Source organism: Sporosarcina sp. BI001-red (assembly GCF_003384035.1).
In the GTDB taxonomy this organism is placed as follows: Bacteria; Bacillota; Bacilli; order Bacillales_A; family Planococcaceae; genus Sporosarcina.
This window is the reverse complement of the sequence record NZ_QQAK01000017.1, coordinates 78,721-105,494: the sequence shown is the minus strand read 5'-3', so window position 1 is coordinate 105,494 and position 26,774 is coordinate 78,721. Positions and strand designations below refer to the sequence as shown.

Below are 26,774 nucleotides of genomic sequence, written 5' to 3'. Positions count from 1 at the left end.
GGGTTATGATCACTTCTTGCGATTTATGAGCGGTTTTCCTGGGTTATGATCACTTTCTGCGATTTATGAGCGCTTTTGGTGGCTTATGATCACTTTCTCCGATTTATGAGCGCTTTCCATGGCTTATGATCACTTTCTCCGATTTATGAGCGCTTTCCTTGGGTTATGATCACTTTCTCAGATTTATGAGCGCTTTCCATGGCTTATGATCACTTTCTCAGATTTATGAGCGCTTTTCCTGGCTTATGATCACTTTCTAAGATTTATGAGTGCTTTCCATGGCTTATGATCACTTTCTCCGATTTATGAGCGCTTTCCATGGCTTATGATCACTTTCTCAGATTTATGAGCGCTTTCCATGGCTTATGATCACCTTTTGCGATTTATGAGTCAACAAACGCAAAAGGCTATCCCGGAAAGTCAGTTTTATGACCTTCCGGGATAGCCCTTATTTGTTATTAGTGATGATCCACGTAATACGTTAGTTGAATAATTGTATCTTCATTTAACTTATACGCCAAAACTAACGCATACCATCCCTTATCTTCTTTTGAAAGATCTATTGTAAACTGTTCTGCATGAGACTCAAATTGATCCACACCTACTTGAATTTCATGATTAGTTTGTGTATGTCTTAGCCCAACTTGATAAGGATTTAGATATTGACCCTTTAAGCCTTTCACAACATTTTCAAAAGTTACTTTTGATCCTTTTAAGCTCGTCACATCAACCAATTGAGGATGTGCCATTATCGTCTTTAATTTCGAAAGATTTTTCAGTGGTGAAAAATCATTAATTTCATTTCCTGATACATCTAGCGAAACTAAGTTTCTTGCGTACTGCAAACCTTCCAGACTTTTGATTCTCGCATTGTGGGCAGTTAGACTTGTGAGTGCATGCAGATCACCTAGTGTGAGATCCCCCGTAATGCCTAGCTTTTTCTGAATCTGATTTCTGAGGAATTTATCAGGTACTGCAATGACTTGAGTTAAGTCTAGTTCCACTAATTCAGATTTCGCTTGTAAGAGCTCCTGAAGAGCATGATCGATTTCTAATTGGGTCACTTGAGTCTTGGCAAGAACCTCTTCTGCTTTTGCAATACTCTTCTGGAGTGCACTCATGCTCTCAGTTGAAAACTTATCCGCATTAATGGATTTCGCCTCTTCAACTGCGGCTACTAAATCTTGTGAGTACACTCTTTCAGAGTTCGCGAAATGGAGTTTAGCGTCTCCCCATGTCGCATGATCTGAACCGTTTCCATTTCCACCATCAGTTACTACTAATTTAAGTTCTTTTGCCCCTGCTATTTTTACTTCAATGAACTTCTGAGCATCTGTAGAATGCATCATTCCGCTGTCGAATTGTTTTTCTCCATCTACAAAAACTTGGAATGTGACTGATCCGATTGAGCCGTGCATTTGTCGGTCAACTCCAACATATGAAGTGAAATAATCAGCACCTTTATCCGTTAAGTCATAAATGATTGTGGAATTGGAATGTGCACCAATCCCCTTTTCATAGGTTTTCACACTTCCATCCTCACCAGTTAATCGCAACGTATGGTTACTAATAGATAGATCTTTTAACGGCGCTGCATAGCTGTTTTGCGTCGACTTCCATTCGAAATCAGAAAGGTAGTTGAAGTCTTCCATGTTGACGACAGATATGATCCGTTTTTTCGTCAACTCATTACCATCACTATCTGTAACAGAATACACAATTTCATAGTTACCCGCTCTATTAAAGTTCACCTGGTCTAACCCAGTCACCTTTACATGCGCCGTTAAATCACCGTCTTCAGCATCGATTGCGGAATAATCTTCACGAATGTCTATCGGTGTGCCTACTTTTGTTGCTGCTGAATTAGGAATTGTGAGCTGCGGCAGACCATTCGAAATATAAAATTTTGCATCTGCAAAGTTTGCGTGATCAGATGCATTTCCATTACTAGAATCATTGGCAATGAGCGTTAATTCCTTCACACCCTTTAACGGAACCCTCACTAATTTTGCTTCTGTGTTATATTTCATAACCCCGCTATTATAGACTTCTTGACCATCTGCCAGGACTTTGAACGTAACACTCGAGTTGCTATTTTCGACGATGTTTCGATCAATGCCAACGAATGTCTCAAAGTAATCATAGTTTTCCCCTGCTAGATCATACACAATTGTTGAATTTGCATGCGTACCAATTCCTTTAGTAAATTCCTTCGTTGCACCATTCACAACTACTTTAATCGGACCGCCGGAAGAGGCATGATCCTTATTCACTGTACTCCATGCAGTTTGAGCAGATTTCCAATTGGTATCACTTACGAAAGCAAAATCACTATATACATACACTTCTCTCGTTTTCGTAACCGTGTTCCCATCACTATCTGTAACTGCATAGTCCACATGGTACGTACCAGTTTTAGAAACTGTGAAGTTGTTCGCCGTTACCTTGATTTGATTGGTCAAGTTTCCATCTTCTTTATCAATCGCCTCTACACCATCTAAAATGTTGAAATCCTTGCTGTTTAATTTAATGAATGTGAGGTCTTCAGATACTTTTAATGTCGGTTCACTAGAGTCTTTCGTAAACTTTGCATCCGCCCAAACGGTATGGTCTGAGGAAATCCCATTGTCTTTCGCATCTGTTGTAATGAGCTTTACCTCTTTTGCCCCCGTAACTGGAACCTTCACAAATTCATGCTCTGTATTTGCTTTGAATACACGACTATCCAATTTCTTTTCGCCATCTACCCACACTTCAAACGTTGCGGAAGAACCTTGGCCTCGGACAGCTTGGTCTATTCCAATATAACTTTCAAAGAAGTTGAACCCTTTATCTGCAATATCATACACAACTTCAGAATTGGCATGAATGGCAATTCCTTTAGAATACGTCGCATCACTACCTTGTCTTCGCAACGTGATAAGCCCTCCAGAAATGGCCTTATCTTTTTGCAATGAACTCCAATCCGTCTTCGCGGTTTTAGCATTCATGTCAGAAATATAAGCATAGTCACTTGTTACAGCAACTTTTGTCGTCTTATTTTCAGTTAAATTTGCATTCTTCACTTCGTAAACAATTTCATAAGATCCTTTTTTTGTTACATCTACCGTATTTGATTTGATCACTACATCTTTTGTAATGGTTTGACCAGAAAACGAGGTTGCTTTTACATAATCCATTGGATCATAGGCTTGATGTAGTTTTAACGTCACGTGTTCTTCAACAGATAAGTTCGGTTGCTGAGAGTGAACCTCCGCAGGTTTTAAGGGAGTTAACTTTCTGTCGTAAGCAACAAGTTCATACCTATATGGAACACTCGTATCCACGTTTTTATCAATGAATGAAGTGCTTGTTGTATATCCTACTACCTTGCCATTTCGAAGGATTTCGTACCCCATTGCAGCAACCTTATTGGCTGCATCGATATCATAGGACAAGTTAATTTCTTTTTTATCGGGATTGGCAGTTATCGATTGAATCGCGACTTTCGCCTCTTTTGAGAACCCAGTACCTTCGTAATTTCGTCCTAAACTATGCATGTACTCTAACTTTACATCGGGTTTTGATAAGTGTGCAACTTTCTCTTTCATCTTAGGTGTAGCTGTTACGTATCCCCATTCCTCAAAGAAATCGGTTAGATCGGTTTCAGTTGCTAGAGATAATCCAACAACTAAACGTTGCAAATTACTTCCTAATCCATTCATGACACCGTCTGGGTTTGTCCGAGCAATTCGAGACGCCTTTCCATAACTGTCTTCACCATAGCAATATTGAACTTGTTCAAGAACCCCTAAATATGTCCAGAAACCATGCTGAACCGTTTCATCTGAAAATCTCTTGTACAATGAATTCCAATCTACACGATCTTCCGTGCTATTATTAAATTTCTCTCTCATAATTACCGAGTAAAGATTATTCGTTACCTCGACATGCTCCATCGTGGAGTTATTGATGTTGTGACCCCATTCATGGAAATAGGCCCACCCGTCATTACCTGGAACACTGAATGGTTTCACAATTTGTTTAAAGAATCCATCGTCTCTTCTTGGCGAATTCCCGCCGTTAAATCCTGTATAACCCCAATCCGACCAACCATAAGGTCCTTTTGTGAATACTCTTGACGTAAACTTTGCATTAAAGAATTGGTTTCTTGGATCTGGATCATCCGCCACAGCACCACTAATTCTTTGATACTCCAACCACATCTGTTCCCACTCGTTCATGGTATCCGATACAGTCTTCCCTGTTCCTTTTAATTCTTTGATTCCCTTTAGTGCACCCGCTGCACTAGTAGAGATTGTATTGTTTTCGGAGACTAATTCTGAAACATTATAGACAACGTCTTCTGGTTTTCCATTTGCAAAGTCGTTATCGTTCACACTGATCTTAGATACGTATTTTTCTAACTCTTTTTCATACGCTGCGGGATCTGTTTTTCCGTGAACGTAAACGGGGAAGGCTGTTCCTCCGACTAGTCTCACTTTAGGAGCGAATGCTTGCTCAGTTGGCAGCGCATTGTTTTCCACATACGCAACCGCAGGATTCATGGTATCGAACGCAGGTGCAGTAATCGTATTTAGCCCTCGTTTCAACGCAAACTTTCGAACCCAGCCGTTTTTGTCATCAGCGATCTGACCTAGAACTAAGGTTGGCATAACGCCTTTTTCATCCGCTTCAACTGTTACTTGAATCGTTTCACCTGGAACGACATATCTACCCAATGTATCTAATGAAAATGAGGTTCTGGCAATCTGATGCTTACTTGCTTCTGTATTTGCGTTTCCACGCTGGGAAGCAATGACGATCGATTCGTTAGACGCATTCACGTTATTAAGTACGTCTTTCGCCATAGTTACATATGGTTGTAACTGTTCTTTTAATGGATGCTTCGCAACTTCATTCTCCAACTGCTGAATTGCATTCATTGACGCAAACTCAGGTTTTAATTTGTTCATTAATCCATCTGTGAATAGGTTGTCGACTTGCTCTTCTATTCGGTCTTCACTGTAGAAAGCTAGTTCCGATAACGTAGCCCAGTTTTGGTTGGATTTCTTAAATTTAAATTTAATACGTTTAAATTCGGTTGGCGCAAATTTAACTTCAACTAATCCGGCGACCACATTGTGCTGTCCTGTAGCTACAAGCTGATACGTTTCCCCTTTAGAAGTTTGTGAAGCATAGATTTCGACTTCCTCAGCGAACCCTTTCCGATCAGAAGGTCTTGCGCCGTACATTAGTCGATTTATCGTTTCGATTTCTTTAAATTCGACTTCAACTTCGTTTGAAAAGTCATTTGTGTTACTTCTATTCGTTTCCCGGTATGTGTTGAGGTTGCCGTCAATTGCGTTTTCTATAACGGCACTTCCATAATGACCTCCGTTGTTACGAATACTTTTGATGTTACGAGAATCTAACTTAAATAACTTGGAATAAGCGTCATTCGCATAATGAGGAAATGGTTTTGTTGCCGCTGTTGTCGCATCAATTCCCACTTTATTTATGAGGATCTTTGCATTTTCAATATCTTCTTTAAATTGTGGATAAAATGGGTGATCTTTCGCCTCAGCGTCCAATCGAGTTAGGGCATCCAGTGTATTAAACTGTTTACTTACCGAACTTAGCGAGGCATCTGTAAAGAGATTCTCCATTTTCTCAGATACCCGATCTTCTTTATAAAATTGAAATTCTGATGCGCTTGCCCAGTCCTGATTGGCTTTTGTAAATACAAATTTTACTCGCTTAAATTCTGTGGGAGCAAACTGAATTTCGACAATGTCTCCTGTTGAGCCGTTGTAGCTTCCTGAAGATACACGTGAGAAGTCCTCACCTTCAGATGTTTGGGAACCATAGATTTCAAACTCTTGTGCAAAGCCTTTCCCTTTTACAGTAGATTGGCGCGCAGCATAGACAATTCTATTGAGTGTAGTCGGTTCGTTAAAGTTCACGACAACTTCATTGGTAAAAGATGAACTATTAGGTTTCCCTGTTTCCCAGTGTGTGTTCATATTTCCATCAATCGCTTGTTTAATAGGAGAGCCTGAATAATTTCCCCCATTGTTTGTAATCGATTTAATATTCGTATTCGGCATTTTGAATATGTCATCGTATGCAGGCAAATTCGCATTCCCATACAGGTCAAATTTACGTACCACTGCTACACCGGAATTTTGGTTACTTTCTACCGTATTAGTCACGACAAGTCCTACTTTCGGGTTTTCATTTGCTAAGACAGAAATTGGACTGCAGACTACGTTAAGAGCCAATACAGTTGCTGTTGCGACCGTGATGATCTTCATATGTATTTCCTCCCCATGAATATATTTCCTACCGAGCGCACAAAAAAGCTACTCAAAAAGAGTAGCTTCGGATTAAATAAAGTCAAAAAAACAAGTAGCAGTTCGTCAACTTTACTAAACAAAAAGTAGTGTGTACTCTTCGGCAACTGGCAGACATAGTGATACACCTTAGTCCCTATAGCTTTGCGTCCCTAAATTTCTTTAGGTTTGCCTATTCAGTTATTTTATAATTTAAATACTATCATACCTTTGGTTCTTCACCATGAACAGATAGCACTAGATTCAATTTTCTTGTTTTTAGTTGAAGGCGGAACGGGTATAGAATGCATGGTTAAAGCAAACTGGAGGTAATTTTCAATGAAAAATCATGTGATTGACGTATATGAGAACGAACAACAAGTAGTTGAAATTATTGAGCGATTAAAAGAGCAAGGCTACACGACCGATGAAATTTCAGTGATTGCTAAAAAGACAAAAAATCTGCCTGAGATCACACAAACAGTAACACCTTCTACTAAGGACGGAGCGATTGCTGGTGCTGTAACTGGTGGAACAATTGGTATAGCGGGCGTGATCGCAGGGATATCCGCAGTAGTAGTTCCTGGTCTCGGTGCCTTGTTAGCTGCAGGTCCTATTCTTTCAACAATTGGAGGAGCCGTAGTAGGGGCCAGATCTGGTGCTGGTGGATTGAAGCATGCGCTGATGGAAAACGGACTCCCTGATAAGGAAGCCGAACGCTATTCTGAAGACGTTCAAGAAGGTAAAATTCTTGTGTTTGTTCATCCTAAAAAGTGAGAATGGATTCAATTTCTTGTCTATCTACCGCTTTTAAAAAGAAGGCAGCCATATTTAACCATTGGCTCCCTTTTCAACTTCTCAATTGATTGTTTCTGAAGTAACTTGATGATGATCCGTGAGTGACACAGCGACCTTTCAGATTATTCATTTTCGCCCTCTAGGTTCTCATGTGTTCGGATATAGGTAATCGAAATAATTGCAATAACCGTAACGGGCAGTGGATGAAAGTTATGGTGTTTCGACTTTTCGTTATTGAAATTATGATGTGCAATAAGTTCGTTATTTAGGACACGTATAAACAAATAATACTGATGATTTTTTTATTTCATGAGTGAGTTAGTTTAATTGTGAAATACTAATTTAAGTGTAAACTAATAAGTGTATCTACAAAAAAGGAGTGGTTTTTATGGTAGGAATTATGGAAGGTAAAGCAGGTTTAGTCACAGCATCGGGGTCAGGTATCGGTAGAGCATCAGCAGTTGCATTAGCAAAAGCAGGCGCAAAGGTAATGGTTTCTGACGTAAATGTAGAAGCGGGACAAGAAACTGTCCAAATCATCAAAGACAACGGCGGCGAAGCAGTATTTTTAAAATGTGATGTAAGTGATGAAGAACAAGTAATCGCACTTGTTAATAAAACCGTTGAAACGTTTGGCAAGCTTGACTTTGCGCATAACAACGCAGGTATTAACAAAGGTCTTGTGCCAATTGGAGAATTGGATTCTACGGATTGGGATATCACACTAAAAGTAAATCTTTATGGTACTTTTTATTGCATTAAGCACCAAATCAACGCAATGCTGAAAACTGGCGGCGGTGCGATTGTCAATACGGCATCAAGTGCTGGTATTGAAGGTTCACCAAACATGGCTCCATATACAGCATCTAAACACGCAATTGCTGGTATAACCAAATCAGTTGCGCTTGAATATGGTCAAAAAGGCATTACCATTAATTCTATTGCACCAGGGGCTACCATTACACCTGCAATTGAATATTGGTCAAAAACATCACCAGAACAGTACCAAGGTGTACTCAATTCTCTTCCAGCTGGTAAAATGACAACAGCCGAAGATCAAGCAAATGCTGTTGTATTCCTATGCTCAGACCTTGCTAGCTCAATTAGCGGTGTAACACTTGCAGTTGATGGCGGGTATACTGCTGGTAAAATGCAACAGTAATTCCGCAAAATTCAATACGCTTATATAAAAAATGGATCAGGCATCATGCCTGATCCATTTTTATTTCATTTGGTGTGGTGCATATGCATCATTCAAAGGTGAAAGTTACTCGTATGCGAACGAAACCTGTCTGTTAAAAAATCGGGAAAGGTTCTTACACCTTCTACTCCACTCCTCCCTGAATCTCTTTTTTTACTTGCACAGGATCTGTGTCGCTATACTGTGCCGATCCCTTACCGCCCGTTTTGGCAATCAGCGCGTTAAGTTCATTGTACGTGAGTCCAGAATTGGCGTTCTGTCGCTTCACTTCGTCAATATCGGTACCAGCTACCGTGTACTTTTTATCGGTTTGCAAATTATTTCGCCTCCTCTCAAACAGTATTTACTTATTTTCTGTTTTTATGAAAAGAGTTTTATACCTATGAGAGGAATTAAAATTTGATGCACTTGCGCCCCGAACCCCACCCAGATGTAAGTTTTACACTTCTTCCTTCCATTGGTTCAGCTTGTCCATTACTAGATCATACGTTTTTTGTGAAATTTCCGGTAGCTTACCTCCAAGTGCTTTCTTCGCTTCATTAAATCCTTCTTCAATTGCATTCTTTAGCAGGTCGAATTTACTTTTGTCTCCTCCAGAAATGGCGTTAGCAAACTCCACAATGCGGTCACTTACCTTTTCAGCGCTTAAATCTCCGCCTTCTCCAATTGCCGCTTGAGCTTCCAAACGTACTTGCTCATCTACAACGACTTCTTTTTTCCCACTTACTGCATCTTCCATACTAATCCCTTGTTTTTGCAGGAGCTGTCGAACTAAGTTCATCAGGTTTTCATGAGCCTTCTCACTTTCTGCTTTTAGGCGCTCAATCGTGGGTATATCCGCTTTGGTCGTTGGCTTCTCATATGCAACACTTTTTTCCTGTTGCGACGGTATATACTGATCGACTTGTTTGTTTGCATTTGAGTCACTTTTCTTCACAGTATCCTCTTTTTCTTTGTCAGGCTTTTGCATTTGCGTTTGATGATTTTTAAAAGCAGCTGGATTCGGTGTGATTTTCATTTAACTTCCTCCTCTTTTTGTATCGAACTATTCAAATATTACATCGGTCAATAACAGTTATTTTGCAATGGATAATGAACAAATTCAATTTGATCCAAAGATTCGTTTCTTGTCTCTAAAATGTTTTTGCGTAAGCAATCAGCTGCAATGTATTACTATGGAAACTCCGACGATTGAGTGAGAGGCAATTGATATGCAGCTTTCAGCAAGTCCCTTATTCAATAACTATTCATGCATTTTACTCATTCAAAGTAGAGACATACACAAGTTTTAAAAAATCTTTTAAGGTTTCTCAACTAGTTCATGAAAAGCGACCCTGACTGATTAACTTTCTTTTACAGTAATTAATGTATACCCTTTTTCTCCGTCAAAACTCATAAAAACCCTATAATTAAATAAACGGTATTGCGCAAGAGTCTCCTCTTGTACAATACCGTTTAACTTCTTGCTATAGAAAGGCCGAATCCAAGTTCTAAAACTCTACTACTTAACCTTCCACATTGTGTTTTTAAATAATTGACCGAATTGCTGGTCGTTGTTTCTGACACAGGTAAACCAAAATAACTTCAACCATTACTTAGCTTTTCCATCCTCATCTTTCGTGTAATTGTACTGAGTAGGATCCACTGGAGTAAAACCTTTTGGTGTATAGAATCTTAATAAGTCACCATTCACGACTTTATCCGAAAGCTGCAATTTAAGGTTCACTTCTTTTTTAATCTTCTTCGCGTCCTCTAATTGACTATCATCGAGTGGTAAACCTGTTTTATTATCATAATATTTTTCATTAATTGAATCGATGTCAGGGCTAACAAAATCACCATTTCTAAATGGAACAATTTCATTATGTTCATCTGATAACAAATCTGAACCGAATTGAACATATTCCTTGGTATCAATTCCTAATAGATGCAACAAGGTCGGAAGAAGGTCTGTTTGGCCACCATAAGTATGGCTGACTCCCCCCTTCATCCCTGGAACATGAATGAATAAAGGAACGCGTTGTAAATTGGCACCTTCATATGGTGTGATTTCTTCTCCCATAACTTTTGCCATCGCTTTATTATGATTATGCGAAATACCATAATGGTCACCATAAAGAACAATCATCGAATTATCATATAAGCCTTGTTCTTTTAATTGATCGAAAGCCTGTTTGATGGCTTCATCTGTATAACGCGCTGTTTGGAAATAGTCGTCAACACTTGAATCTCCAGTTTCAGCTTTATTAATGGTAACTAGATCTTGATTCATCGCATATGGAAAGTGGTTTCCGACTGTAATAAATTTCGTATAAAAAGGTTGTGGTAACGAGCTCAAGAGACTTTTAGATTGGTCATAGAATGGTTTATCTAACAAACCGTATTCAGCCATGTCTTCTGGAGAACTCGTGTCATAATAACTCGCATCATAGAAATGATCGAATCCAAATGATTTGTAAACTTCATTTCGATTCCAGAAGCTACCTTTATTACCGTGGAAGACAGCTGATGAATATCCATAATCTTTCAAAATGCTTGGAGCTGCTTGGTACGTATTTTGCGCTTTTGTAATAAATGCAGATCCTTGTGGTAATCCAAAAATAGAATTTTCCAGCATAAATTCCGCATCAGATGTTTTACCTTGCCCTGTTTGATGGAAGAAGTTATCAAAGTATGCTGTATTCTTATCTTTTGTTAATGAATTTAAAAATGGTGTAACTTCTTCACCGTTTAATTTGTAGTCAATCAGGAAGTTTTGGAATGATTCTAAATGTAAATAGATGACATTCATTCCTTTTGCTTTACCAAAGTATTTTGCATTTGGTTCCGCGTAGTTAGATTGAGTATAGTTAAGAACTTCTGAAATATCACTACTATCTGCTAAAGCTCTTTGTGAGGATGCCTTCATCGATTCTACTGAGTCATAAATCGAATAGTTATACATTCCAAGATATTTCACAATGTAGTTTCTGTCAAAACCACGTGTTAATAGTTGCGGACGACTCGCTTCAGCAAGCCCTAAATTTATGATTGACACGACTAATGCAACAGCAATAATTGCTATTGGTTTTTTATATCCAATACGATTTGTTTGTTTTTGTACTTTTCTTGAGAATCGTAAGTAAAACATTACAAATACATCCACAAAGAACAAAATATCAAAAGGCTTTAGTAACGTAAGGATACTTCCACCTAAATCTCCGAAGTTCTGAGTTTGGTAAATAGTAGGTAATGTAATGAAATCACTAAAGAATCGGTAGTACACAACGTTGGCATATAAAAGAATAGACATAAGCGTGTACACTACGAGTAGTGATGTGTATTTTTTCTTTCCTCTAAATAAAAACGAAATTCCTAGAAATAGTAATGCTGAACCTAGTGGATTGAGTAGTAAAAGGAATTGTTGTAGAGGTCCTTCTGCCCCTAATTCAAATTGTGATGTTTGAGTGATATATGTTTTAATCCATAACATTAAAACCGCTACTAAATATATCCCTAAAAAGCTGTTCAAAAGATTCCCTTTTTTATTGATCAGACTTTTCATTTTCGCACCAACCTTTCAACTATTTTAATGTGAATCTATAAGAGCTCTGAATATTAGGTTTAAAATCAGAAAAATGTTAATTTTTAATAGCCTTTTTTGTGGCTGCTAATGAATTTTACTCCCGATTGACACAGCTGTCAATCTTTATACTCTAATACAACTGGTGGATCCTAAGACACCAAAAGCGTGTTGTATCAATGTTTTAACGTTTAATTTTAGGTGCTTGTGATTATGAATGCACTGCTATTAGGCAATCGTCTTTCCTTTTCTGATCTATACTCATTTTAAATGTATTTTCGTAGTGAATTAACTGAATAATAGTACATGCAGGTATTTGACATTCTTGACGTAAACGAAAAATGAAACAAAAGTAATTGAAGTCCTGGAACGCTTAAAACAGCAACGCTATACGACTTAGGAACTTTTGTGAGTGCTAAAAACAAAACATATTCATTAACCCACAGGATGTAACATCTTCTATTAGAGTTGTAACTATTGCTGGAGCCCTAATTGATGGATTAAATTATGCTCTTATGGAAATTGGAATCCCAGATGAGGTAGCGGAAGCTATTTGTAATATTTTCTGGCGGGTAAGATTGTGGTATCTCTTCATCCAGAAGAGTGAGGATATGCGCAACATCTTGCTTAAACAACAATTTTAAAAAGAAGGCAGCCAACTGAATGATTGGCTGCCTTCTTAACATTTCAATTGAAAGTTTCTAAAATAACTTGATAGGTACCAACAAGTTACACCGTGAACTTTCCGATTTCACCTTTTAAATCTTCCGCTATGTCGGATAGGTTCTTGGCAGCGGCAGCGACTTCTTCAACTGTAGCAGTTTGTTCTTCTGTCGTTGCTGCAATTTCTCCAGAATGGCTAGCCAATTTTTCGTACAGCGCTGAAATCTGCTCAATCGATTTCAGCAAATTCACCATTACGTTTTCAACTTCTGTTGAAATCGTTGTCGCTTCAGTCGTCTGTTCAGAGACAGACTGGACTGCTAGTAAAATACTTCTGAATGCTTCTCCTGCTTCATTCACTAGAGCAGAACCATTTTTTACAGCTTCATAACCATCTGTCATGCTGTCAACAGTTTGTGAAATATCCTGTTTGATTTCACTGATGAGTTGACGGATGTGGTTTGCAGCACTACTCGATTCTACCGCAAGTTTCCGGACTTCATCGGCAACGACTGCAAATCCTTTTCCTGCTTCTCCTGCACGTGCAGATTCAATCGCCGCATTCAATGCCAAGAGATTGGTTTGAGCAGCAATGGATGTTATGAAGTCTGAGAAATTTTCAATCTTCGAAGACTTTTCGTGAAGTTCAATGACGGTTTCTTTCGACTGTCTTGTATAGGAATTAATTTGCTCCATACTTTTTTCAGTTTCTTGCACACGAGCATTCCCGGTTGTTGAGATGGACACGGTATGTTGTACAAGTTCGTTCACATTACTAATTTTCTCAGAAAGTCGATCTACTTCTTGAGTAATGGTTCCAATATCCGAAACAGCGTGCTGTACCGTTTGTGTTTGGTTCTCCGTTTCGTACGCCATTTCTTGGACAGACTCCGAAATTTGAACAGACGCAATTTTCGTTTCATCTGCACTGGCTGTAAACTCACTTGACATAGCTAGGAGCTGATCTGATGAGTCAATGACTTTTTCAAAAGCACCCCGAACCGATACGAGCATTTCTTCATATTGTTCAGCTAATACGCCAAAGTCATCTTTCCGCGTAAGCAAATTATCTACATGCTCATTTTTAGTGAAATTCAATTTGGCTGTCTGATCAATCACTTGACTGAACTCATGGATTGGTCTGGACACGCGCCGTCCAATGACGATGGATAATAAGACAGAAACGATGATTGAACCAATCACCATCACGATTGAAGTAATGTTATTGGCTTGCAATCTCTTGTTGTAATAATTTCCATCATACGATAATACGAGCAATCGGGATTGTCGATATGTGTTGTCCTCATTCGAATCTAAATCGATTTGAGGAATTAACTTATATACCGTTCCTGACTCACCCTTACTATCTTTAACTATGCCTACTTTATTCTCTTGAATTGCTTTTTTTCCTTTACTCATCAATGAATCCGGTAGAAGTGCTGCCTCCCCTTTGTCATCCTTTTTATTCATAGAATAAGAGGGTACACCATCGATATCGATCGTATAGATTCCGATGTCTTTCACATACTTATGCTTTTCTTTTAAATCAGTCGTTACATTCTCCAAATCCATCGATTGAATCAATTCTGAAAACTGATCCGCCGTAGCTCCAATCTGAATCATGTATTTCTTATCTGGTGTTGGAGTATAGCTAAACTTATTTGTCTCTTTTGTGGCTCCACTAATTTCTAACCGATCCGTAACAAAAACCCCTGCATCCATTCGTTGTTGCAAAAGATCTTTTAAACCAAACTCTTTTAAGTCAAGGCCCATGTCAGCTTCTCTCGTTGCATATTTAACAACAAATTGGTCATTAATTAGAAATATATCAAACCCATCAAAACGCTTTTTGAACGCTTCTAGATCCCATGATTCAACGTTCGGGTTTTTTTCATATTCTTCTTGAAGAATCTTCGTAAATGCTTCCATTTTACCTTCAAGTGATTGTTCGATTATTGAATAGGACACATCCGAACTTTCAATAACGCTCAGTAAATTTTCCTCAATTAACTTTTCTGTTTGCTCTTTTTCAACCTCTAGATTCTCTTGTGTTCGAATATAGTTAATCCAAACAATTGCAATGACAAGAACAGAGATTGAGATAACTAAAGTTAAAATCAAATTACGCTGAAAAACTCCCATTTTCTTCATAGTTCTTTTCACCTCTTCGTATATTAGTCCAAATGTATTATCGGCATTTTTCTTTAGATGTTTAATCACCCTTTTCGTATTTGTTTCAAATCGTCCCTTAGGGCTTAGGGTTATCTCTTTTCACACAAAAAGCCTTCGATGGATCGCTCGATCGAAGGCTTTCACTGTATTCTAGTATTAGCACTCAGAACTTCGTGATTCTCTGAATCACACTGATCATGCTTCTAAATCTTCATCCTTCAGTGCTAGTAAAATAGCGAAACCGATCCAAACGGAAGTAATGTCCATTGCAGTCTCTTTACCATTCCAGATTTGTGATTGCCACATTGCGAACCATTCGCTCCCGATAACAACGAAGCCAAAGAACCAAATTGCAAAGCCAAGAATAAATGCATAATAGCCAAATGTCTTTGACTGATTGAATTTCCGTCCTGGTGCCTTAATATTTTTCAACATATGATAAACACCGATGAAAGCAAGCAAACTAAAGATTGCTTCCGCGATAATTAATCCCCAGTAAGCAATTGTGTGTACGGTCGTACTTTCAAATGCACGCCACATAAGTGCGTTTCCTTCGAATGTTGTGTCCATCGAAAGTACGTGGTGAACAAATTCATAGTTCGAATTATAGTCCATCAAGTTTCCTGCAAATACAAAGAATCCAAAAAGTCCGGCTAGCAATAATGTAACAATCTTTAGTAAACGTAATGCAAGTGTATTCATTTCTTGTCACTTCCTCCTCTAATTTCTCTTTCAAATATTAAATCAATTCTTCGTTGAATTTGTGAAAGTCCGGAGAGATTCACCAACTGTACAAATCTCCAGCCTTCGCTCGCATTTTTGGCGATCACTGGTGCGTACTCCTCAGCAAGTAAGATTCCGTCACGGCCATGATGCACGTCAATTTTCTCTATTTTATATTCATGCATGATGTGGATCTCGCCTCCAATATGAAAAATTGACAACTATTAAATTAAACTCCTAAACATGACTTAAGTCAATAGCATTTAGAAATTTAATTAGGTACTTATACACCAACTGTCACGCCAATCTACTCTTAAAGCCTCGCATTACACCGGATATATAAAGGATATTTAGAAGCGTTTCTCTAGAGAGTGAAGTTTAGTAGGTAATAAGTAGAACTCTACTAGTGAAGAAACCGATCATTTACGTTTTCATAAATTCTGATAAGTTCAAGCGGTTAGACAGATAGAGGAACCACCGTTTTCCGATGACATTTATATTTTCACGCATAATAAAAACACCATCCACAAGGAATGGTGTTTCACTCATTCAGTGAAAGGTACCTGTGCGCAGATACTTGACTCTCACTTAACAGTTTTCTTCGATTTGATAAAAAGCATACAGCAAGCAATCATCACAAAAGCCACTAATGCCAAAAATGGTATCGTAATAAACCCAAACCAATTTATATATTGGGAATTACAAGGTACACCACTCACGCATGGCTTGATGCCTCCGAAGCCCGGTATCTTCTGTTCTAAATAATGCATGAGCGATATGCCCCCGCCAATAAGTGCTAACGGAAGCACGAACTTCTTAACTGAACTGTCATTTTGGAAAGTTCCAATCCCTAATATCAAAGTTAGTGGGTACATGAGAATCCGCTGATACCAACATAATTCACATGGAATAAACCCCTTAATTTCACTGAAGTACAAACTTCCAAACGTTGCAACTAATGAGACTACCCATGCACCATATAATAAAATCCCGTGCGGTTTAGAATCATTTTTTGTAGTCCCCGCCATCAGTTTTTATCCTTTATTTCTTGTTCTATTGCTGACTTAATGGCGTCATAGTCAAAGGGATCCTCCATCATTTTTCCGTTAATCGCAATGGACGGAGTCATTGAAACTCCCACTTCTTTCACTAAATCTTCATCGATTTTAACGCTCTCCATCGTAGCTTCCTGTTCCATGTCTGTTTTCAACAATGATTGATCAATCTCAGGATAACTACTTGCAATTTGCAGAATTTTTTCAGGTGTTACCCATTGTCCGTCATGATTTTCATCAGGCTGTGCAGCAAATAATGCCTGATGGAATGCCCAATACGAATCGGGGTTCCGCTCAAAAACGGATTCAGCGGCAATCGACGCTAATGTCGATTCTTCACCGTGGAATAATACGTTCACGAATGAAAATTTAACTTGACCCGTTTCGATATAATCTTTCACTAACTCTGGATAAATCCGTTCGCCCCATGTTTTACATGATGGACATTTAAAATCACCAAATTCCACTATCGTTACAGGAGCATCTTTCTCTCCAAGTGTCGGCTGCCCAGTGACATCAATTTGCTTTGTTTCTGTAGGCAATGATTCTTCTTTATTGCTAAATACAGCGACTGCAGCCAATATAACTACTACCAAAAGCGTTAATATAACTATAAATTTCATATTTGAATTCTTATTCTGTCTCATCAAATACCTCTTCTCTATTATTTTTCTACTGAATTATTGAATACTTGCAATGAATCCTAAGTATAGCGCAAGAGTACAGCACATCCCAGAGAAAAAGGAAACAACCGCTGGCGCCTTTTTTTTGAAGCTGTAGAAAATCAGCCACATGAAGATGATCGCCACTATGAAATACAGTATATTAATTGTATTTAACTCGAATTGCACATGCATCGAAGGAATAATGTTCCCTGAATAAAAATAATCGAAGACTGCCGAAGGACCACTCCCACTAAGAGTCGTCTCGATACTGTGAGGTGGTTCTTGTTGGCCCAAGACCGCTGTCGACACAAAAGTAAAGAAAAGCAAGATGCTTTCGAACTTTAACCACGGTATTGGATTGATTTGCTCTTGTCGCTTCAATTTTCGCCTAATCCAAAATCCATTAATAAAAGCAAAAAACAAAATAGGGATGATAGTCAAATGCTTCACTAATAAGGCTTGTCCATATGATAACATCCAAGCGTCCCCATACTCGTTTACATCGATGACCAATGTCATAAGAAATAATCCAGTTCCCATGATTGTGAGAAAACAACCAATTGCTAAAGGTGTAAACCATTTTAAATAAGAAAGCCAATTCTCTTGATTTTTTGAATACCATCCAACGATTAGGAGGATACCTACCCAAATTGTAACTGCTAAAAAGTGTAACGAGTGGACAACGAATCCACTCCATTCAGTGAGGGATGCTGCGTGACTTGCCCATCCTAACGCCAAGAGAAGAATTAAAGTAAAAGCAAGAGATATACCAGCCAGTACTTTGCTTTTTAATACTGGGAACAACGAAACAAACAGGTAAAAGAATAGTGCAAGTATAACTGTGACATTCCAAGCCTTCCCTACTTCAAAACCACTAAGTACATTTTGCATCGTTAACACTAGCCCAATATCTTCATAAAGAAACAAGATAATCCGAATTACAGGTGCAACGGAAAAGAGAATAATACCTAATACAGAAAGTTGGATCAAGCGTTTAGGGATGCTTATTGCTGGTTTCATGCGTTCCGGGATAAATTGAAGGATAAATGATCCCATTAATAGCGAAAAACAGAGATACAAAAGACTTTCAGAAATATAAATCCAACCCATTTACTTTTGCCTTCTTCCTATGATCCAGCCAAAAATCCCCCCGGCTACCGTAAATAAAATAACAAGGATTACAACAAGAACATCATTCGATGCTATTTTTGATGAATCTTCCATTGACTGTTCTACAGGTTCTTCTATTGTTTTTTCCTTTGGCACAACAGCCGGTTCTTGTTTTTCTTCAGTACCTACTGGCTCCTCTAATTCAACTTGACTTACTATGAATGAATAGGTTCCTTGTATAGGGTGTCCATCCTTGCCGATAATCTTCCATTCCACTGTATATGTGCCATTATCCAGCGGCGACAAGAACCCCCCTGTCATCACATTTTCACTCACTTGAGTACTACTGATGGTGATTTCCTTTTTACTCTTGTCAAAGACCTTCACTGTACTTGTCGATTCGATTTCCGAATTAAATTCCAGTACAATTTCATGGACATCTTCGGTTATGTCTTCCCCTTCAGCCGGTAAGGAACTCGTTAAACCGGTATGTGCAGAAACAGTGGTTGTACATGCGAACAACAAAATTACTGTCGCACAAATAATCCTCTTCATTGCTTCTCTTCCTTTCAATAGCCGCAAAAATAGCGTTGAATCAAAGTTTATTGCATAAAAAAAGCCACACACTAAAACGTTCCATTCGAAAAAAAAGGAATTGTTCACGGTACCCACAGATAAAAACATAAGATTGACACACATATTAGTTATAGCTAATATGATAATAACAAAACATATTAGAGCTGTCTAATATATAAGGGGCGATATTATGATTCAAATAGATTTAGATCTTAAAGTGAAATTTTTACGTGCATTCGGAGATAAAACAAGGGTTCAAATATTAGAGTGCATCAAATATGAAGAAAAGACTGTATCACAAATTGTTGATAGTTTAGACGGGAATCAGTCAAATATTTCGCAGCACTTAGCCTGTCTCAGAGGATGTGGAATCATTGAGGGAAGACAAGAGGGAAAATACGTCTACTACGGATTGAGAAATCAGCAAATAAAAGAGTTGTTAGGCACATTTGATCATGTACTTAGTCAAATTCAAGATGATGTTGCTTGTTGTGAAAATCATATAAGTTAAGGAAGTGCGAAAAATGGACAAAAAATGCTGTTCGACCAATACAGAACCCCAAAAAGTAGAGGAACAAACAAATTGCTGCAGTAGCACCCAAGATACTCAAATCGAAAAAAAGCAAGGTGTTACGACAAATTGTTGTAGCAGTAACACGATAGATACAGGAGCCGAAGATGAATGTTGTAACAAAGATTCAATGATTATAAAGGAAGATAGTAAAGGAACGACTTGCTGCAACAGTAAAGAACTAGAAAAGGCCACGATAGGTGCAGACGATTGTTGCGCTCAACCAAAAGAACTTCTAAATCCGGTTAATGGAAATCTTGATGAAGGAGTGAAAGAGGAATTTCGAGTTAATGGAATGGATTGCCCAGCTTGTGCGGTGACAATTGAAAAAAGTTTAAGAACTCAACCAAATATCATAGGAGTTCACGTAAACTATAGTACCGGAAAAATGCAGGTTAGTTCGACGAAAGAACTCGAATTTGAATCCATCCAAAAACAAATGAAGAAGCTTGGGTTTGAAGTTGAACCGATTAAAGTGAATAACAACTTAAAGAATTACTTTATTGAAGGCATGGATTGTGGTTCTTGCGCCTTAACCATTGAAAACCACTTGAACCATCTTCCTACTGTCAAATACGTTCAGGTGAATTTTGCAACAGGAAAAATGAAAATTGAACACGTAAATAGCCCTGAAGAAATAATTAATGAAGTAGCTAAAGCTGGATTTATAGCCTCACTCATCACTAACAATAATCAGACACCTTCCCCCACGCGTTCTATTAATCAGAATGGAGCTGTCATTTTTTCAGGTATATTAATTGCTCTAGGATTTATCGGTTCTCACACCGGAGTTTCTCCTTATCTAACGATAACCATGTATGCAGTTGCACTGGTCATAAGCGGATATAAGCCTGTGAAGAGTGCTTATTATGCGATTAGAAGCCGTTCGTTAGACATGAACGTTCTCATGTCAGCAGCTGCAATCGGGGCAGCCTTTCTAGGCGAATGGCTGGAAGGAGCCACCGTTGTTTGGCTGTTTGCGTTAGGGCTTAACTTACAGAATCGGGCAATCGAAAAAACACGCAAATCGATTCGTGGTCTAATGGAGTTAACCCCGCCAGAAGCTTGGGTTCAAGTGGGCAATGAATTAATTAGAAAGCCTGTTGAAGAAATCTCCATTCATGACGTAATTGTCGTGAAGCCTGGGGATAGAATCCCATTAGACGGAGATGTGATAGAAGGCGAATCTAGTGTCAATCAAGCTGCGATAACAGGGGAATCCATCCCTGTCGATAAAGAAAAAGGGAGTTTCGTGTATGCGGGTTCTTTAAATGAGCACGGATCACTGAGCGTTAGAGTTACGAAACTAATAGAGGATACAACGATCGCTAAAATCATTCATTTAGTTGAAGAAGCTCAAGAGCAAAAGGCGCCTACAGAAGCGTTTATTGATAAATTCGCACGTATTTATACACCTGTTGTATTCATCCTTGCTCTTTTAGTGATGCTCGTTCCCCCATTATTCGGATTTGGTACGTGGGATGAATGGATATATAAAGGGCTAACGCTGTTAGTGATTGCATGTCCTTGCGCACTCGTTATATCGACCCCAGTTGCCATTGTTTCAGCTCTTGGAAATGCTGCTAAAAATGGCGTTCTTATTAAAGGTGGAACTTTCTTAGAAAATGCAGGAACTATTAATGCCATCGCCTTTGACAAAACTGGAACACTCACTGAAGGAAAACCAAAAGTTACTGATGTCGTCGTCTTTAATGATTCAGAAGAAACCCTGTTATCAATTGCTCGAACGTTGGAGGAATACTCTACACATCCCATCGCTAAAACAATTGTGGATTACGCGAAAGGAAAAGGGATTCAAGCAAAGAGTGGTTCAGAGTTTAAGAACCTTGCAGGAAAAGGGATCCAAGCAACAATCGATCATGTGCCCTACTTTGCAGGAAACAAAAAATTGTTTAAAGAGGTCAACACCCCTATTGATAACCATCTTGAAGAAATTTCAAGACTGCAAGACGAAGGGAAAACCATTATCATTATAGGGACGGCCGAAAAGATTTTAGGGATCATGTGTGTTTCAGATACAATCCGAAAAGCAACTAAAGTAGCGATTGCAAACCTAGAAAAAATAGGCGTTGAACAAGTTGTCATGCTGACAGGTGATAACGAAGGGACTGCAAAAGCAATCGCTTTAGAAGCCGGTGTGAATCGCTATTTCTCTGAATTATTACCAGAAGAAAAAGTAGATGCCATAAAAAAATTGCAAGAAGAAGGCTATCGTGTAGCCATGGTTGGGGATGGGATAAACGATGCCCCTGCACTAGCTACTGCAAACCTTGGGATCGCGATGGGTGGTGCTGGCACAGATACTGCAATGGAGACCGCAGATATCGTTTTAATGGCTGACAACTTAGAGAAACTCCCACATACAATTAAGCTAAGCCGAAAAGCATTGTCTATTATCAAACAAAATATTTGGTTTTCGATTTTAATAAAAGTTGTAGCGTTACTCTTAATTCTTCCCGGCTTGTTAACGTTATGGGTTGCCGTATTAAGTGACACCGGCGCTGCACTGATCGTTATATTAAATGCACTTCGACTTTTAAAGGTCAAAGGTTAAAATTTCCATAATTCTTGAAGAAATTGATGTTGCGTAATCCTTTGCTAGTTGAATTTGCAGTGTTAGCTGTGATTAGATGACTCCGGTATTGAGCTGGAGTCATCTTTTTTTAGTTTCATGTAAAAAGTACCTATCCATTAAAAAGGTACCTATTATTATGAAATAGATTGAGTAAGGAGCTATTTGAATCTTTAATGCGATATCCTTAGCGTTCGTTACATCACTTCTGAAACGAATGAGGGAGAATACGGCAAACACATCAAATGCGACGCCGGCATTTCCGCTCACTACATTCATAACGAGTGATACGACAACACTCATCATAATGATCGTATGGACGAAAGCTTGGGCATAGCGCTCTCCTGTAAATGTAACTTGGTACACTTTGTTGATGACTAAACTTAAGATAGCCGCCAGTACCATCGCCGCAATTTCTTTGTATGCCGGTGAGCGATTAAGTACTTTTGCTCTTTCAGACTAAAGATTTCAATTGCCATGAGTATCTGCTCCTTTTTCCTGTCACCTTATGAGTTCCATACTAAAAGACGAACGTTAAAAATCATTAATCCACACAAAAAAGAGATCACGGAGATGTGATCTCTTAATTCGGTGTAACAGCATTGATTATTTAACTTGGAAAGGAATTAGCCGATTACGTATGAGTACGTAATCGGCTAATTCTGTTCTTCGGTAAATTGTAACCTTTGCTGATGCTAATCTCTACTGTCCCCATTTTCTACTACACCTTAACAACCGGCTCCATCACCTTCAACGTTCGCTTCACCGTATCCATATTAACACTTGCTCCAATAGGAACTGTGGCTTTATAGTAGCTATGTGCGGTGGATAAATTGGTCAATAAAGGCTTTCCAAACGGAACTAAAAATTCGTTGATCAAATCTGCGTAACTTTTCCCATAAGAGGGTTCACAGTTCGTACATTGTCCCATAATGATGCCTGCGCAATCTTCAAATTTCCCGGCCATCGCTAAGTGACTTAAGTATCGATACACCGTATTGATCGGTTCATGTGTTTCTTCCAAAAGAAGAATTCTATCCTCCGTATTGATTTCAAAGGATGTGCCCAAGGTGTCTACGAATGACGTGAGATTACCACCTACAATCGGTCCTGTCACATTTCCGGGCACCACTCCGATAAGTGGCACTTCAGGCGGATTAATAATTGACCAAGGCGCAGTTACAGTCGATGTCGCCGCAAAGAATTGATTGAAATTATAGGGCGGGGTTTCTGGATTAAAGTCTAACAATAACAAACTTTGAAAACTGATAAGGTTCGCATATTCAAACAACACATTTAATAAAATTGTGATATCGCTGTATCCCGATACAATTTTAGGATTTTGCTTGATGACGTTAAAATCCAGGAATGGTAAAATACCCGCCACTCCGACTCCACCGCGAGAAGGTAAAATCCATTTCACTTCTGGATTTTTAAACATCTTCATTAAATCCGAAGCTCGTTGTTGAGGAGTCGCCGCAAGAAAACCATTGGCGGAATACACATAATCTCCCACTACGACCTTAAGCCCCATCGTTTGCAACATCCGAATCCCTTCATTAATGCGATTAGCTGCCAGTGGACTTCCAAGCGTAACGATTCCTACAGTGTCGCCTCTTTGCAATTGCCGCGGTTTCGTAGCCAATACCCAATAGCTCCTCTTCACGTGTAAGGTACACGCACAATTCCCCCTCGTGTTTTAGCATATGTCTGCGAATTTATTTGGAGAACAATATGGATTTCCGTACATCCAGTCACCAAAAGGGAAGCCTTTTCCCATCTATTCTTTAATGAATAGATGAAGCATAGGAATTGTACAAGGATATGTGAATTTGCAATTTGATGGACGATCACTTCTACCATTTTTATGAGCGGTCGTCTGCTCAACGCAAGCAAGCAAACTCACCCTCTCACGTCACAAATTCCGGCTAAAAGTGAAAGGTACCTGCGTGGGAAACAATCATGATTGTTTGATGCACAGGTACTTGAATCTATGACCCAAAATACGAAACCCTTAAATACACTCAGCCTCTGGAATGTAAAGTATGCCCGCTCTAAAATTTAGGGCAATGCCAAAAGGTGTACAAAGTTAGAATCACAACGGATCTTTGTAAATATACGGTACCAGACCGAGGATCAAAAGCATGGAAGAAAGTCTTCAAGCGAAAAACCGCAGTCGAGCGCGTGAATGCCTATCTGAAAGAATTTTATCAGTTAAATAACGTACGATTTCGAACCGGAAAACGAGCAAAAGTCCATTTCGATATGATTGTATTGATTTATAACGCATCAAAACTAGCAGCATATCGTATTAACCTCTCACTGCAAGATCAAAAACCCTCATGATTCCTGTTTTTTGAAATACAAATTCACCTTTGGGTATGTCTTTGTAATTTTTAAAAGAATAATTATGAGATTGATTCACTTATTAATAATTACCGATTTTTCAAATGGTTTAATTTATCAAAGCTAATAATTCCATCATGTTGTAACCTAGCTACAACTATTCCGGCAAGGACACCCTGAGTTTTAGCAAAATCATGAATATTAATTTCATTAAAATCCCCTCTATAAACAAATTCTTTGTACATAGATTTATTAATGAAAAAATCCCTAGCAAATTCATTTGCTTCTTCCTCTTTTGTGTCATTGTCGGGTTTTAATTTCAATTCATTCTCAAGCGTTACAATGGGTTCATTAGGTATATAATGTTTAATAAGATGTCCTATCTCATGCATCAAAGCAAACCAGACATGATCATGTGTTTTAAATCTTCCAGTAAGATAAATTGCTGGATTATTCTTATATGTTGTAAGGGCACCCCTAACTTTGCTGTTTTCTAATGCATTATAAAACACTAAATAAATTCCAAAACGATTTAATAATTTTCTTGCGCTTCGTAATGAATTTTCGTAGTCATTATTTAAGGAAAGCAATTTAAATTTACCCAATGACTCAGTTAGTTTTTCTTTACTATAACTTATATTTGACAAGTCTTTATTTTGAATTTCAACTTCTTCACTGGCTAAACTTAACCAAATAGCTATTGCTTCAGTTTCTCCGCCATCTTCCATAAAATCAACATTAAGGTTCGAATATACTTCATCAAATTGTTCGAATTGACTAATCCTTAAAAGTTTTAACATTTCATTAGCCTGTTTAGCTAAATCCCAGTCTAATCCATTAAATATTGTGTTGAACTTAAATCTCTTCGAGAAATTTATTAATTGCTCCACACTATAATTTTTAGAATACATCTCTTCTCTTTTCAAGTGTTCCCTATACTTACTTTCGTAGTTCAACCAATAAGAAGCCGGTATATCATGAACTATATTTTCTAACTTTATAGCTACCTCTTCAGTTAATCTGCTTTTTCCGTTCAACAAATTAGAAATATGTTTTTCGCTAACTCCTAATCGTTTAGCACATTCTTTTTGACTCATTCCTAGTTCTTCTAAATATTCTTTTATAATAGATCCTGTATGGACTACAAATTCATTCCCCATAAAAATACCTCCTTTCTAGTGATAGTCTTCAATTGTTAAAATTAGTATTTCATTAATTGATTTCAAGTCAGATTCGTCCCAATCACCAATTGGCCTTACTACAATACGATAGTTTTTAGAGACATCAATTCCCCAACAATCGTTAAAATCTCCTTCTAGTTTATGTCGACGAGGTGGAGGTACGTGAGGGATTTCATCCAAATTGTTCGCAGCCCTTATCTCTGATATTCTATTAATAACTTTTTTATAAAATCCTGTATATTCCTTTTTTATCATACGTTCATTGGTTAATATCTTTTCCAATTTCTTAGTAGCATAAGAAATTTTCATTTGTATCCCCCTTATTCATCAAAATAAATTTAACACAAATTAACCTATAAGGTCAATCCAACTTAAGTGGACTAACATCAACTTTATGTACTATAATTGGATTAGAATAGGAGTGCAGAATATGCAAGAGAAAAGAAACTTTGAATACGCAAAATTATTATCAAGTCAATATTCTACATTTTTAAGTAATAATACTATCAAGAATAAAGTCTTAAAAGCATTTGATGGTCAATTATCTGTTGATAAATTTAAAAATACATTATCCCCCAGAGAATTCGTTAATCAGTTTCTGTTAGATTATTATCCTAATGAAACTACAATTAAATCTACTTTTATTAACAATGTCCTCTTTAAAACAAATAACCATGTCTCTATTTTTGAATTGAATGTAGGAAAAAGTAGGTTAGATTTATGCAAAATAAATAGTATAAGTACAGCTTTCGAGATAAAAACTGAATTAGATACTCCAAAGCGGTTAAATCAGCAAATGAAAGACTATTTCCAAGTGTTCGATATGGTATATTTAATATGTTCAGTGCAGGATCTTAAGAGTATGACCTCTCACATTCCAAGTGAGTGTGGAATTTACACTTATTACAGCACTAAAACAGGTAAATATGTTTTTAAAAAAGCTCGAGGTGCTGTTAAATCAAGTTCTATTTCAGCTTTTTCTCAACTGTCAGTCTTAACGAAAAAGGATTTGAATGTCTTTTTTGAATGTCCAACCCTTGAATCCAAAGACACTATGATTGATTTAATTATTAGTAAAAAAACTGAAAAAGAGATCAACAAAATCTTCAAACTATGTTTAAGAAGAAAATTCCAATACAAGTGGAATTTTCTAGTAGAAAACAGCTCCGATATTCTAGAAATAGATTATCAATGGTTTTTTAAAAATACATTATCTCCAAGAATAGTATACCTTTAAAGGTATA

The 26,774-nt window shown here is 37.9% G+C and carries 20 protein-coding genes, 1 pseudogene and 1 riboswitch; of the genes and pseudogenes, 6 read left to right on the top strand and 15 right to left on the bottom strand.

Going from position 1 to position 26,774, the window contains the following annotated elements:
* Nucleotides 1–458: 458 nt before the first annotated feature.
* A complete protein-coding gene (locus DVB69_RS16995; protein WP_116020295.1) occupies nucleotides 459–6,296 on the bottom strand; it encodes an NPCBM/NEW2 domain-containing protein in 5,838 nt (1,945 codons plus the stop codon).
* Between the two features lie 138 nt (nucleotides 6,297–6,434).
* Nucleotides 6,435–6,518, bottom strand: a riboswitch (cyclic di-GMP riboswitch).
* 135 nt (nucleotides 6,519–6,653) lie between these two features.
* On the opposite strand from DVB69_RS16995, the gene DVB69_RS16990 reads away from it, so the two are divergent.
* Nucleotides 6,654–7,091: a YflT domain-containing protein gene (locus DVB69_RS16990; RefSeq protein WP_116020294.1), complete on the top strand. Its 438-nt coding sequence runs from the start codon at nucleotides 6,654–6,656 to the stop codon at nucleotides 7,089–7,091.
* A gap of 409 nt (nucleotides 7,092–7,500) precedes the next feature.
* Nucleotides 7,501–8,274, top strand: coding sequence for an SDR family NAD(P)-dependent oxidoreductase (locus DVB69_RS16985; RefSeq protein ID WP_116020293.1), 774 nt, complete (start codon nucleotides 7,501–7,503; stop codon nucleotides 8,272–8,274).
* A gap of 163 nt (nucleotides 8,275–8,437) precedes the next feature.
* On the opposite strand, the gene DVB69_RS16980 is transcribed toward DVB69_RS16985, so the two are convergent.
* The 10 genes from DVB69_RS16980 to DVB69_RS16935 all read right to left on the bottom strand — a co-directional run bounded on the left by DVB69_RS16980 (nucleotide 8,438) and on the right by DVB69_RS16935 (nucleotide 18,818).
* Nucleotides 8,438–8,629: a gamma-type small acid-soluble spore protein gene (locus DVB69_RS16980; RefSeq protein ID WP_199562893.1), complete on the bottom strand. Its 192-nt coding sequence runs from the start codon at nucleotides 8,627–8,629 to the stop codon at nucleotides 8,438–8,440.
* Between the two features lie 123 nt (nucleotides 8,630–8,752).
* Nucleotides 8,753–9,331 carry a hypothetical protein gene (locus DVB69_RS16975; RefSeq protein ID WP_116020291.1) on the bottom strand — a complete coding sequence of 193 codons (579 nt, stop codon included), beginning with the start codon at nucleotides 9,329–9,331 and terminating at the stop codon, nucleotides 8,753–8,755.
* A 573-nt stretch (nucleotides 9,332–9,904) separates the two neighbouring features.
* A complete protein-coding gene (gene ltaS / locus DVB69_RS16970) occupies nucleotides 9,905–11,857 on the bottom strand; it encodes a lipoteichoic acid synthase (RefSeq protein ID WP_116020290.1) in 1,953 nt (650 codons plus the stop codon).
* A 747-nt stretch (nucleotides 11,858–12,604) separates the two neighbouring features.
* The gene (locus tag DVB69_RS16965) at nucleotides 12,605–14,689 is read right to left on the bottom strand and encodes a methyl-accepting chemotaxis protein (protein WP_116020289.1); all 2,085 of its coding nucleotides are present in this window, start codon (nucleotides 14,687–14,689) and stop codon (nucleotides 12,605–12,607) included.
* A gap of 216 nt (nucleotides 14,690–14,905) precedes the next feature.
* A complete protein-coding gene (locus DVB69_RS16960; protein ID WP_116020288.1) occupies nucleotides 14,906–15,412 on the bottom strand; it encodes a DUF2165 family protein in 507 nt (168 codons plus the stop codon).
* Nucleotides 15,409–15,618, bottom strand: a complete 210-nt coding sequence (locus DVB69_RS16955) for a DUF4177 domain-containing protein (RefSeq protein ID WP_147300786.1) — start codon at nucleotides 15,616–15,618, stop codon at nucleotides 15,409–15,411. The genes DVB69_RS16960 and DVB69_RS16955 overlap by 4 nt, the downstream gene beginning before the upstream one ends.
* A 399-nt stretch (nucleotides 15,619–16,017) precedes the next feature.
* Nucleotides 16,018–16,461: a disulfide oxidoreductase gene (locus tag DVB69_RS16950; RefSeq protein ID WP_116020286.1), complete on the bottom strand. Its 444-nt coding sequence runs from the start codon at nucleotides 16,459–16,461 to the stop codon at nucleotides 16,018–16,020.
* Complete coding sequence (locus tag DVB69_RS16945) at nucleotides 16,461–17,135, bottom strand: DsbA family protein (RefSeq protein WP_116020285.1); 675 nt, start codon at nucleotides 17,133–17,135, stop codon at nucleotides 16,461–16,463. The genes DVB69_RS16950 and DVB69_RS16945 overlap by 1 nt, the downstream gene beginning before the upstream one ends.
* Before the next feature lie 33 nt (nucleotides 17,136–17,168).
* Nucleotides 17,169–18,263, bottom strand: a complete 1,095-nt coding sequence (locus tag DVB69_RS16940) for a copper resistance D family protein (protein ID WP_116020284.1) — start codon at nucleotides 18,261–18,263, stop codon at nucleotides 17,169–17,171.
* Nucleotides 18,264–18,818, bottom strand: a complete 555-nt coding sequence (locus DVB69_RS16935) for a copper resistance CopC family protein (protein ID WP_116020283.1) — start codon at nucleotides 18,816–18,818, stop codon at nucleotides 18,264–18,266.
* Between the two features lie 211 nt (nucleotides 18,819–19,029).
* Between DVB69_RS16935 and DVB69_RS16930 the strand changes: the two genes are divergently transcribed.
* Both DVB69_RS16930 and DVB69_RS16925 read left to right on the top strand, forming a co-directional pair.
* Nucleotides 19,030–19,350, top strand: a complete 321-nt coding sequence (locus DVB69_RS16930; RefSeq protein ID WP_116020282.1) for an ArsR/SmtB family transcription factor — start codon at nucleotides 19,030–19,032, stop codon at nucleotides 19,348–19,350.
* 13 nt (nucleotides 19,351–19,363) lie between these two features.
* A complete protein-coding gene (locus DVB69_RS16925; protein ID WP_116020281.1) occupies nucleotides 19,364–21,985 on the top strand; it encodes a heavy metal translocating P-type ATPase in 2,622 nt (873 codons plus the stop codon).
* A gap of 99 nt (nucleotides 21,986–22,084) precedes the next feature.
* On the opposite strand, the gene DVB69_RS16920 is transcribed toward DVB69_RS16925, so the two are convergent.
* Nucleotides 22,085–22,408: a DUF4956 domain-containing protein gene (locus DVB69_RS16920; protein WP_233505447.1), complete on the bottom strand. Its 324-nt coding sequence runs from the start codon at nucleotides 22,406–22,408 to the stop codon at nucleotides 22,085–22,087.
* A gap of 316 nt (nucleotides 22,409–22,724) precedes the next feature.
* Complete coding sequence (locus DVB69_RS16915; protein WP_116020280.1) at nucleotides 22,725–23,648, bottom strand: S66 peptidase family protein; 924 nt, start codon at nucleotides 23,646–23,648, stop codon at nucleotides 22,725–22,727.
* A gap of 347 nt (nucleotides 23,649–23,995) precedes the next feature.
* Here DVB69_RS16915 and DVB69_RS16910 point away from each other — a divergent pair.
* Nucleotides 23,996–24,349: pseudogene (locus DVB69_RS16910) on the top strand (IS5/IS1182 family transposase); the annotation flags it as partial.
* Between the two features lie 89 nt (nucleotides 24,350–24,438).
* On the opposite strand, the gene DVB69_RS16905 reads toward DVB69_RS16910, so the two are convergent.
* Nucleotides 24,439–25,509, bottom strand: coding sequence for a HigA family addiction module antitoxin (locus tag DVB69_RS16905; RefSeq protein WP_116020279.1), 1,071 nt, complete (start codon nucleotides 25,507–25,509; stop codon nucleotides 24,439–24,441).
* Nucleotides 25,510–25,524: 15 nt separating this feature from the next.
* Nucleotides 25,525–25,839: a type II toxin-antitoxin system RelE/ParE family toxin gene (locus DVB69_RS16900; RefSeq protein ID WP_116020278.1), complete on the bottom strand. Its 315-nt coding sequence runs from the start codon at nucleotides 25,837–25,839 to the stop codon at nucleotides 25,525–25,527.
* Between the two features lie 121 nt (nucleotides 25,840–25,960).
* Between DVB69_RS16900 and DVB69_RS16895 the strand changes: the two genes are divergently transcribed.
* Nucleotides 25,961–26,767 carry a sce7726 family protein gene (locus tag DVB69_RS16895; protein ID WP_116020277.1) on the top strand — a complete coding sequence of 269 codons (807 nt, stop codon included), beginning with the start codon at nucleotides 25,961–25,963 and terminating at the stop codon, nucleotides 26,765–26,767.
* Nucleotides 26,768–26,774 lie beyond the last annotated feature (7 nt).

What these genes read in the sequence shown, in the direction of transcription:
- DVB69_RS16995 (WP_116020295.1), bottom strand. Translation starts at nt 6,296, where the DNA reads ATGAAGATCATCACGGTCGCAACAGCAACTGTATTGGCTCTTAACGTA.
- DVB69_RS16990 (WP_116020294.1), top strand. Translation starts at nt 6,654, where the DNA reads ATGAAAAATCATGTGATTGACGTATATGAGAACGAACAACAAGTAGTT.
- DVB69_RS16985 (WP_116020293.1), top strand. Translation starts at nt 7,501, where the DNA reads ATGGTAGGAATTATGGAAGGTAAAGCAGGTTTAGTCACAGCATCGGGG.
- DVB69_RS16975 (WP_116020291.1), bottom strand. Translation starts at nt 9,331, where the DNA reads ATGAAAATCACACCGAATCCAGCTGCTTTTAAAAATCATCAAACGCAA.
- ltaS (WP_116020290.1), bottom strand. Translation starts at nt 11,857, where the DNA reads ATGAAAAGTCTGATCAATAAAAAAGGGAATCTTTTGAACAGCTTTTTA.
- DVB69_RS16965 (WP_116020289.1), bottom strand. Translation starts at nt 14,689, where the DNA reads ATGAAGAAAATGGGAGTTTTTCAGCGTAATTTGATTTTAACTTTAGTT.
- DVB69_RS16960 (WP_116020288.1), bottom strand. Translation starts at nt 15,412, where the DNA reads ATGAATACACTTGCATTACGTTTACTAAAGATTGTTACATTATTGCTA.
- DVB69_RS16955 (WP_147300786.1), bottom strand. Translation starts at nt 15,618, where the DNA reads ATGCATGAATATAAAATAGAGAAAATTGACGTGCATCATGGCCGTGAC.
- DVB69_RS16950 (WP_116020286.1), bottom strand. Translation starts at nt 16,461, where the DNA reads ATGGCGGGGACTACAAAAAATGATTCTAAACCGCACGGGATTTTATTA.
- DVB69_RS16945 (WP_116020285.1), bottom strand. Translation starts at nt 17,135, where the DNA reads ATGAGACAGAATAAGAATTCAAATATGAAATTTATAGTTATATTAACG.
- DVB69_RS16940 (WP_116020284.1), bottom strand. Translation starts at nt 18,263, where the DNA reads ATGGGTTGGATTTATATTTCTGAAAGTCTTTTGTATCTCTGTTTTTCG.
- DVB69_RS16935 (WP_116020283.1), bottom strand. Translation starts at nt 18,818, where the DNA reads ATGAAGAGGATTATTTGTGCGACAGTAATTTTGTTGTTCGCATGTACA.
- DVB69_RS16930 (WP_116020282.1), top strand. Translation starts at nt 19,030, where the DNA reads ATGATTCAAATAGATTTAGATCTTAAAGTGAAATTTTTACGTGCATTC.
- DVB69_RS16925 (WP_116020281.1), top strand. Translation starts at nt 19,364, where the DNA reads ATGGACAAAAAATGCTGTTCGACCAATACAGAACCCCAAAAAGTAGAG.
- DVB69_RS16920 (WP_233505447.1), bottom strand. Translation starts at nt 22,408, where the DNA reads ATGGTACTGGCGGCTATCTTAAGTTTAGTCATCAACAAAGTGTACCAA.
- DVB69_RS16905 (WP_116020279.1), bottom strand. Translation starts at nt 25,509, where the DNA reads ATGGGGAATGAATTTGTAGTCCATACAGGATCTATTATAAAAGAATAT.
- DVB69_RS16900 (WP_116020278.1), bottom strand. Translation starts at nt 25,839, where the DNA reads ATGAAAATTTCTTATGCTACTAAGAAATTGGAAAAGATATTAACCAAT.
- DVB69_RS16895 (WP_116020277.1), top strand. Translation starts at nt 25,961, where the DNA reads ATGCAAGAGAAAAGAAACTTTGAATACGCAAAATTATTATCAAGTCAA.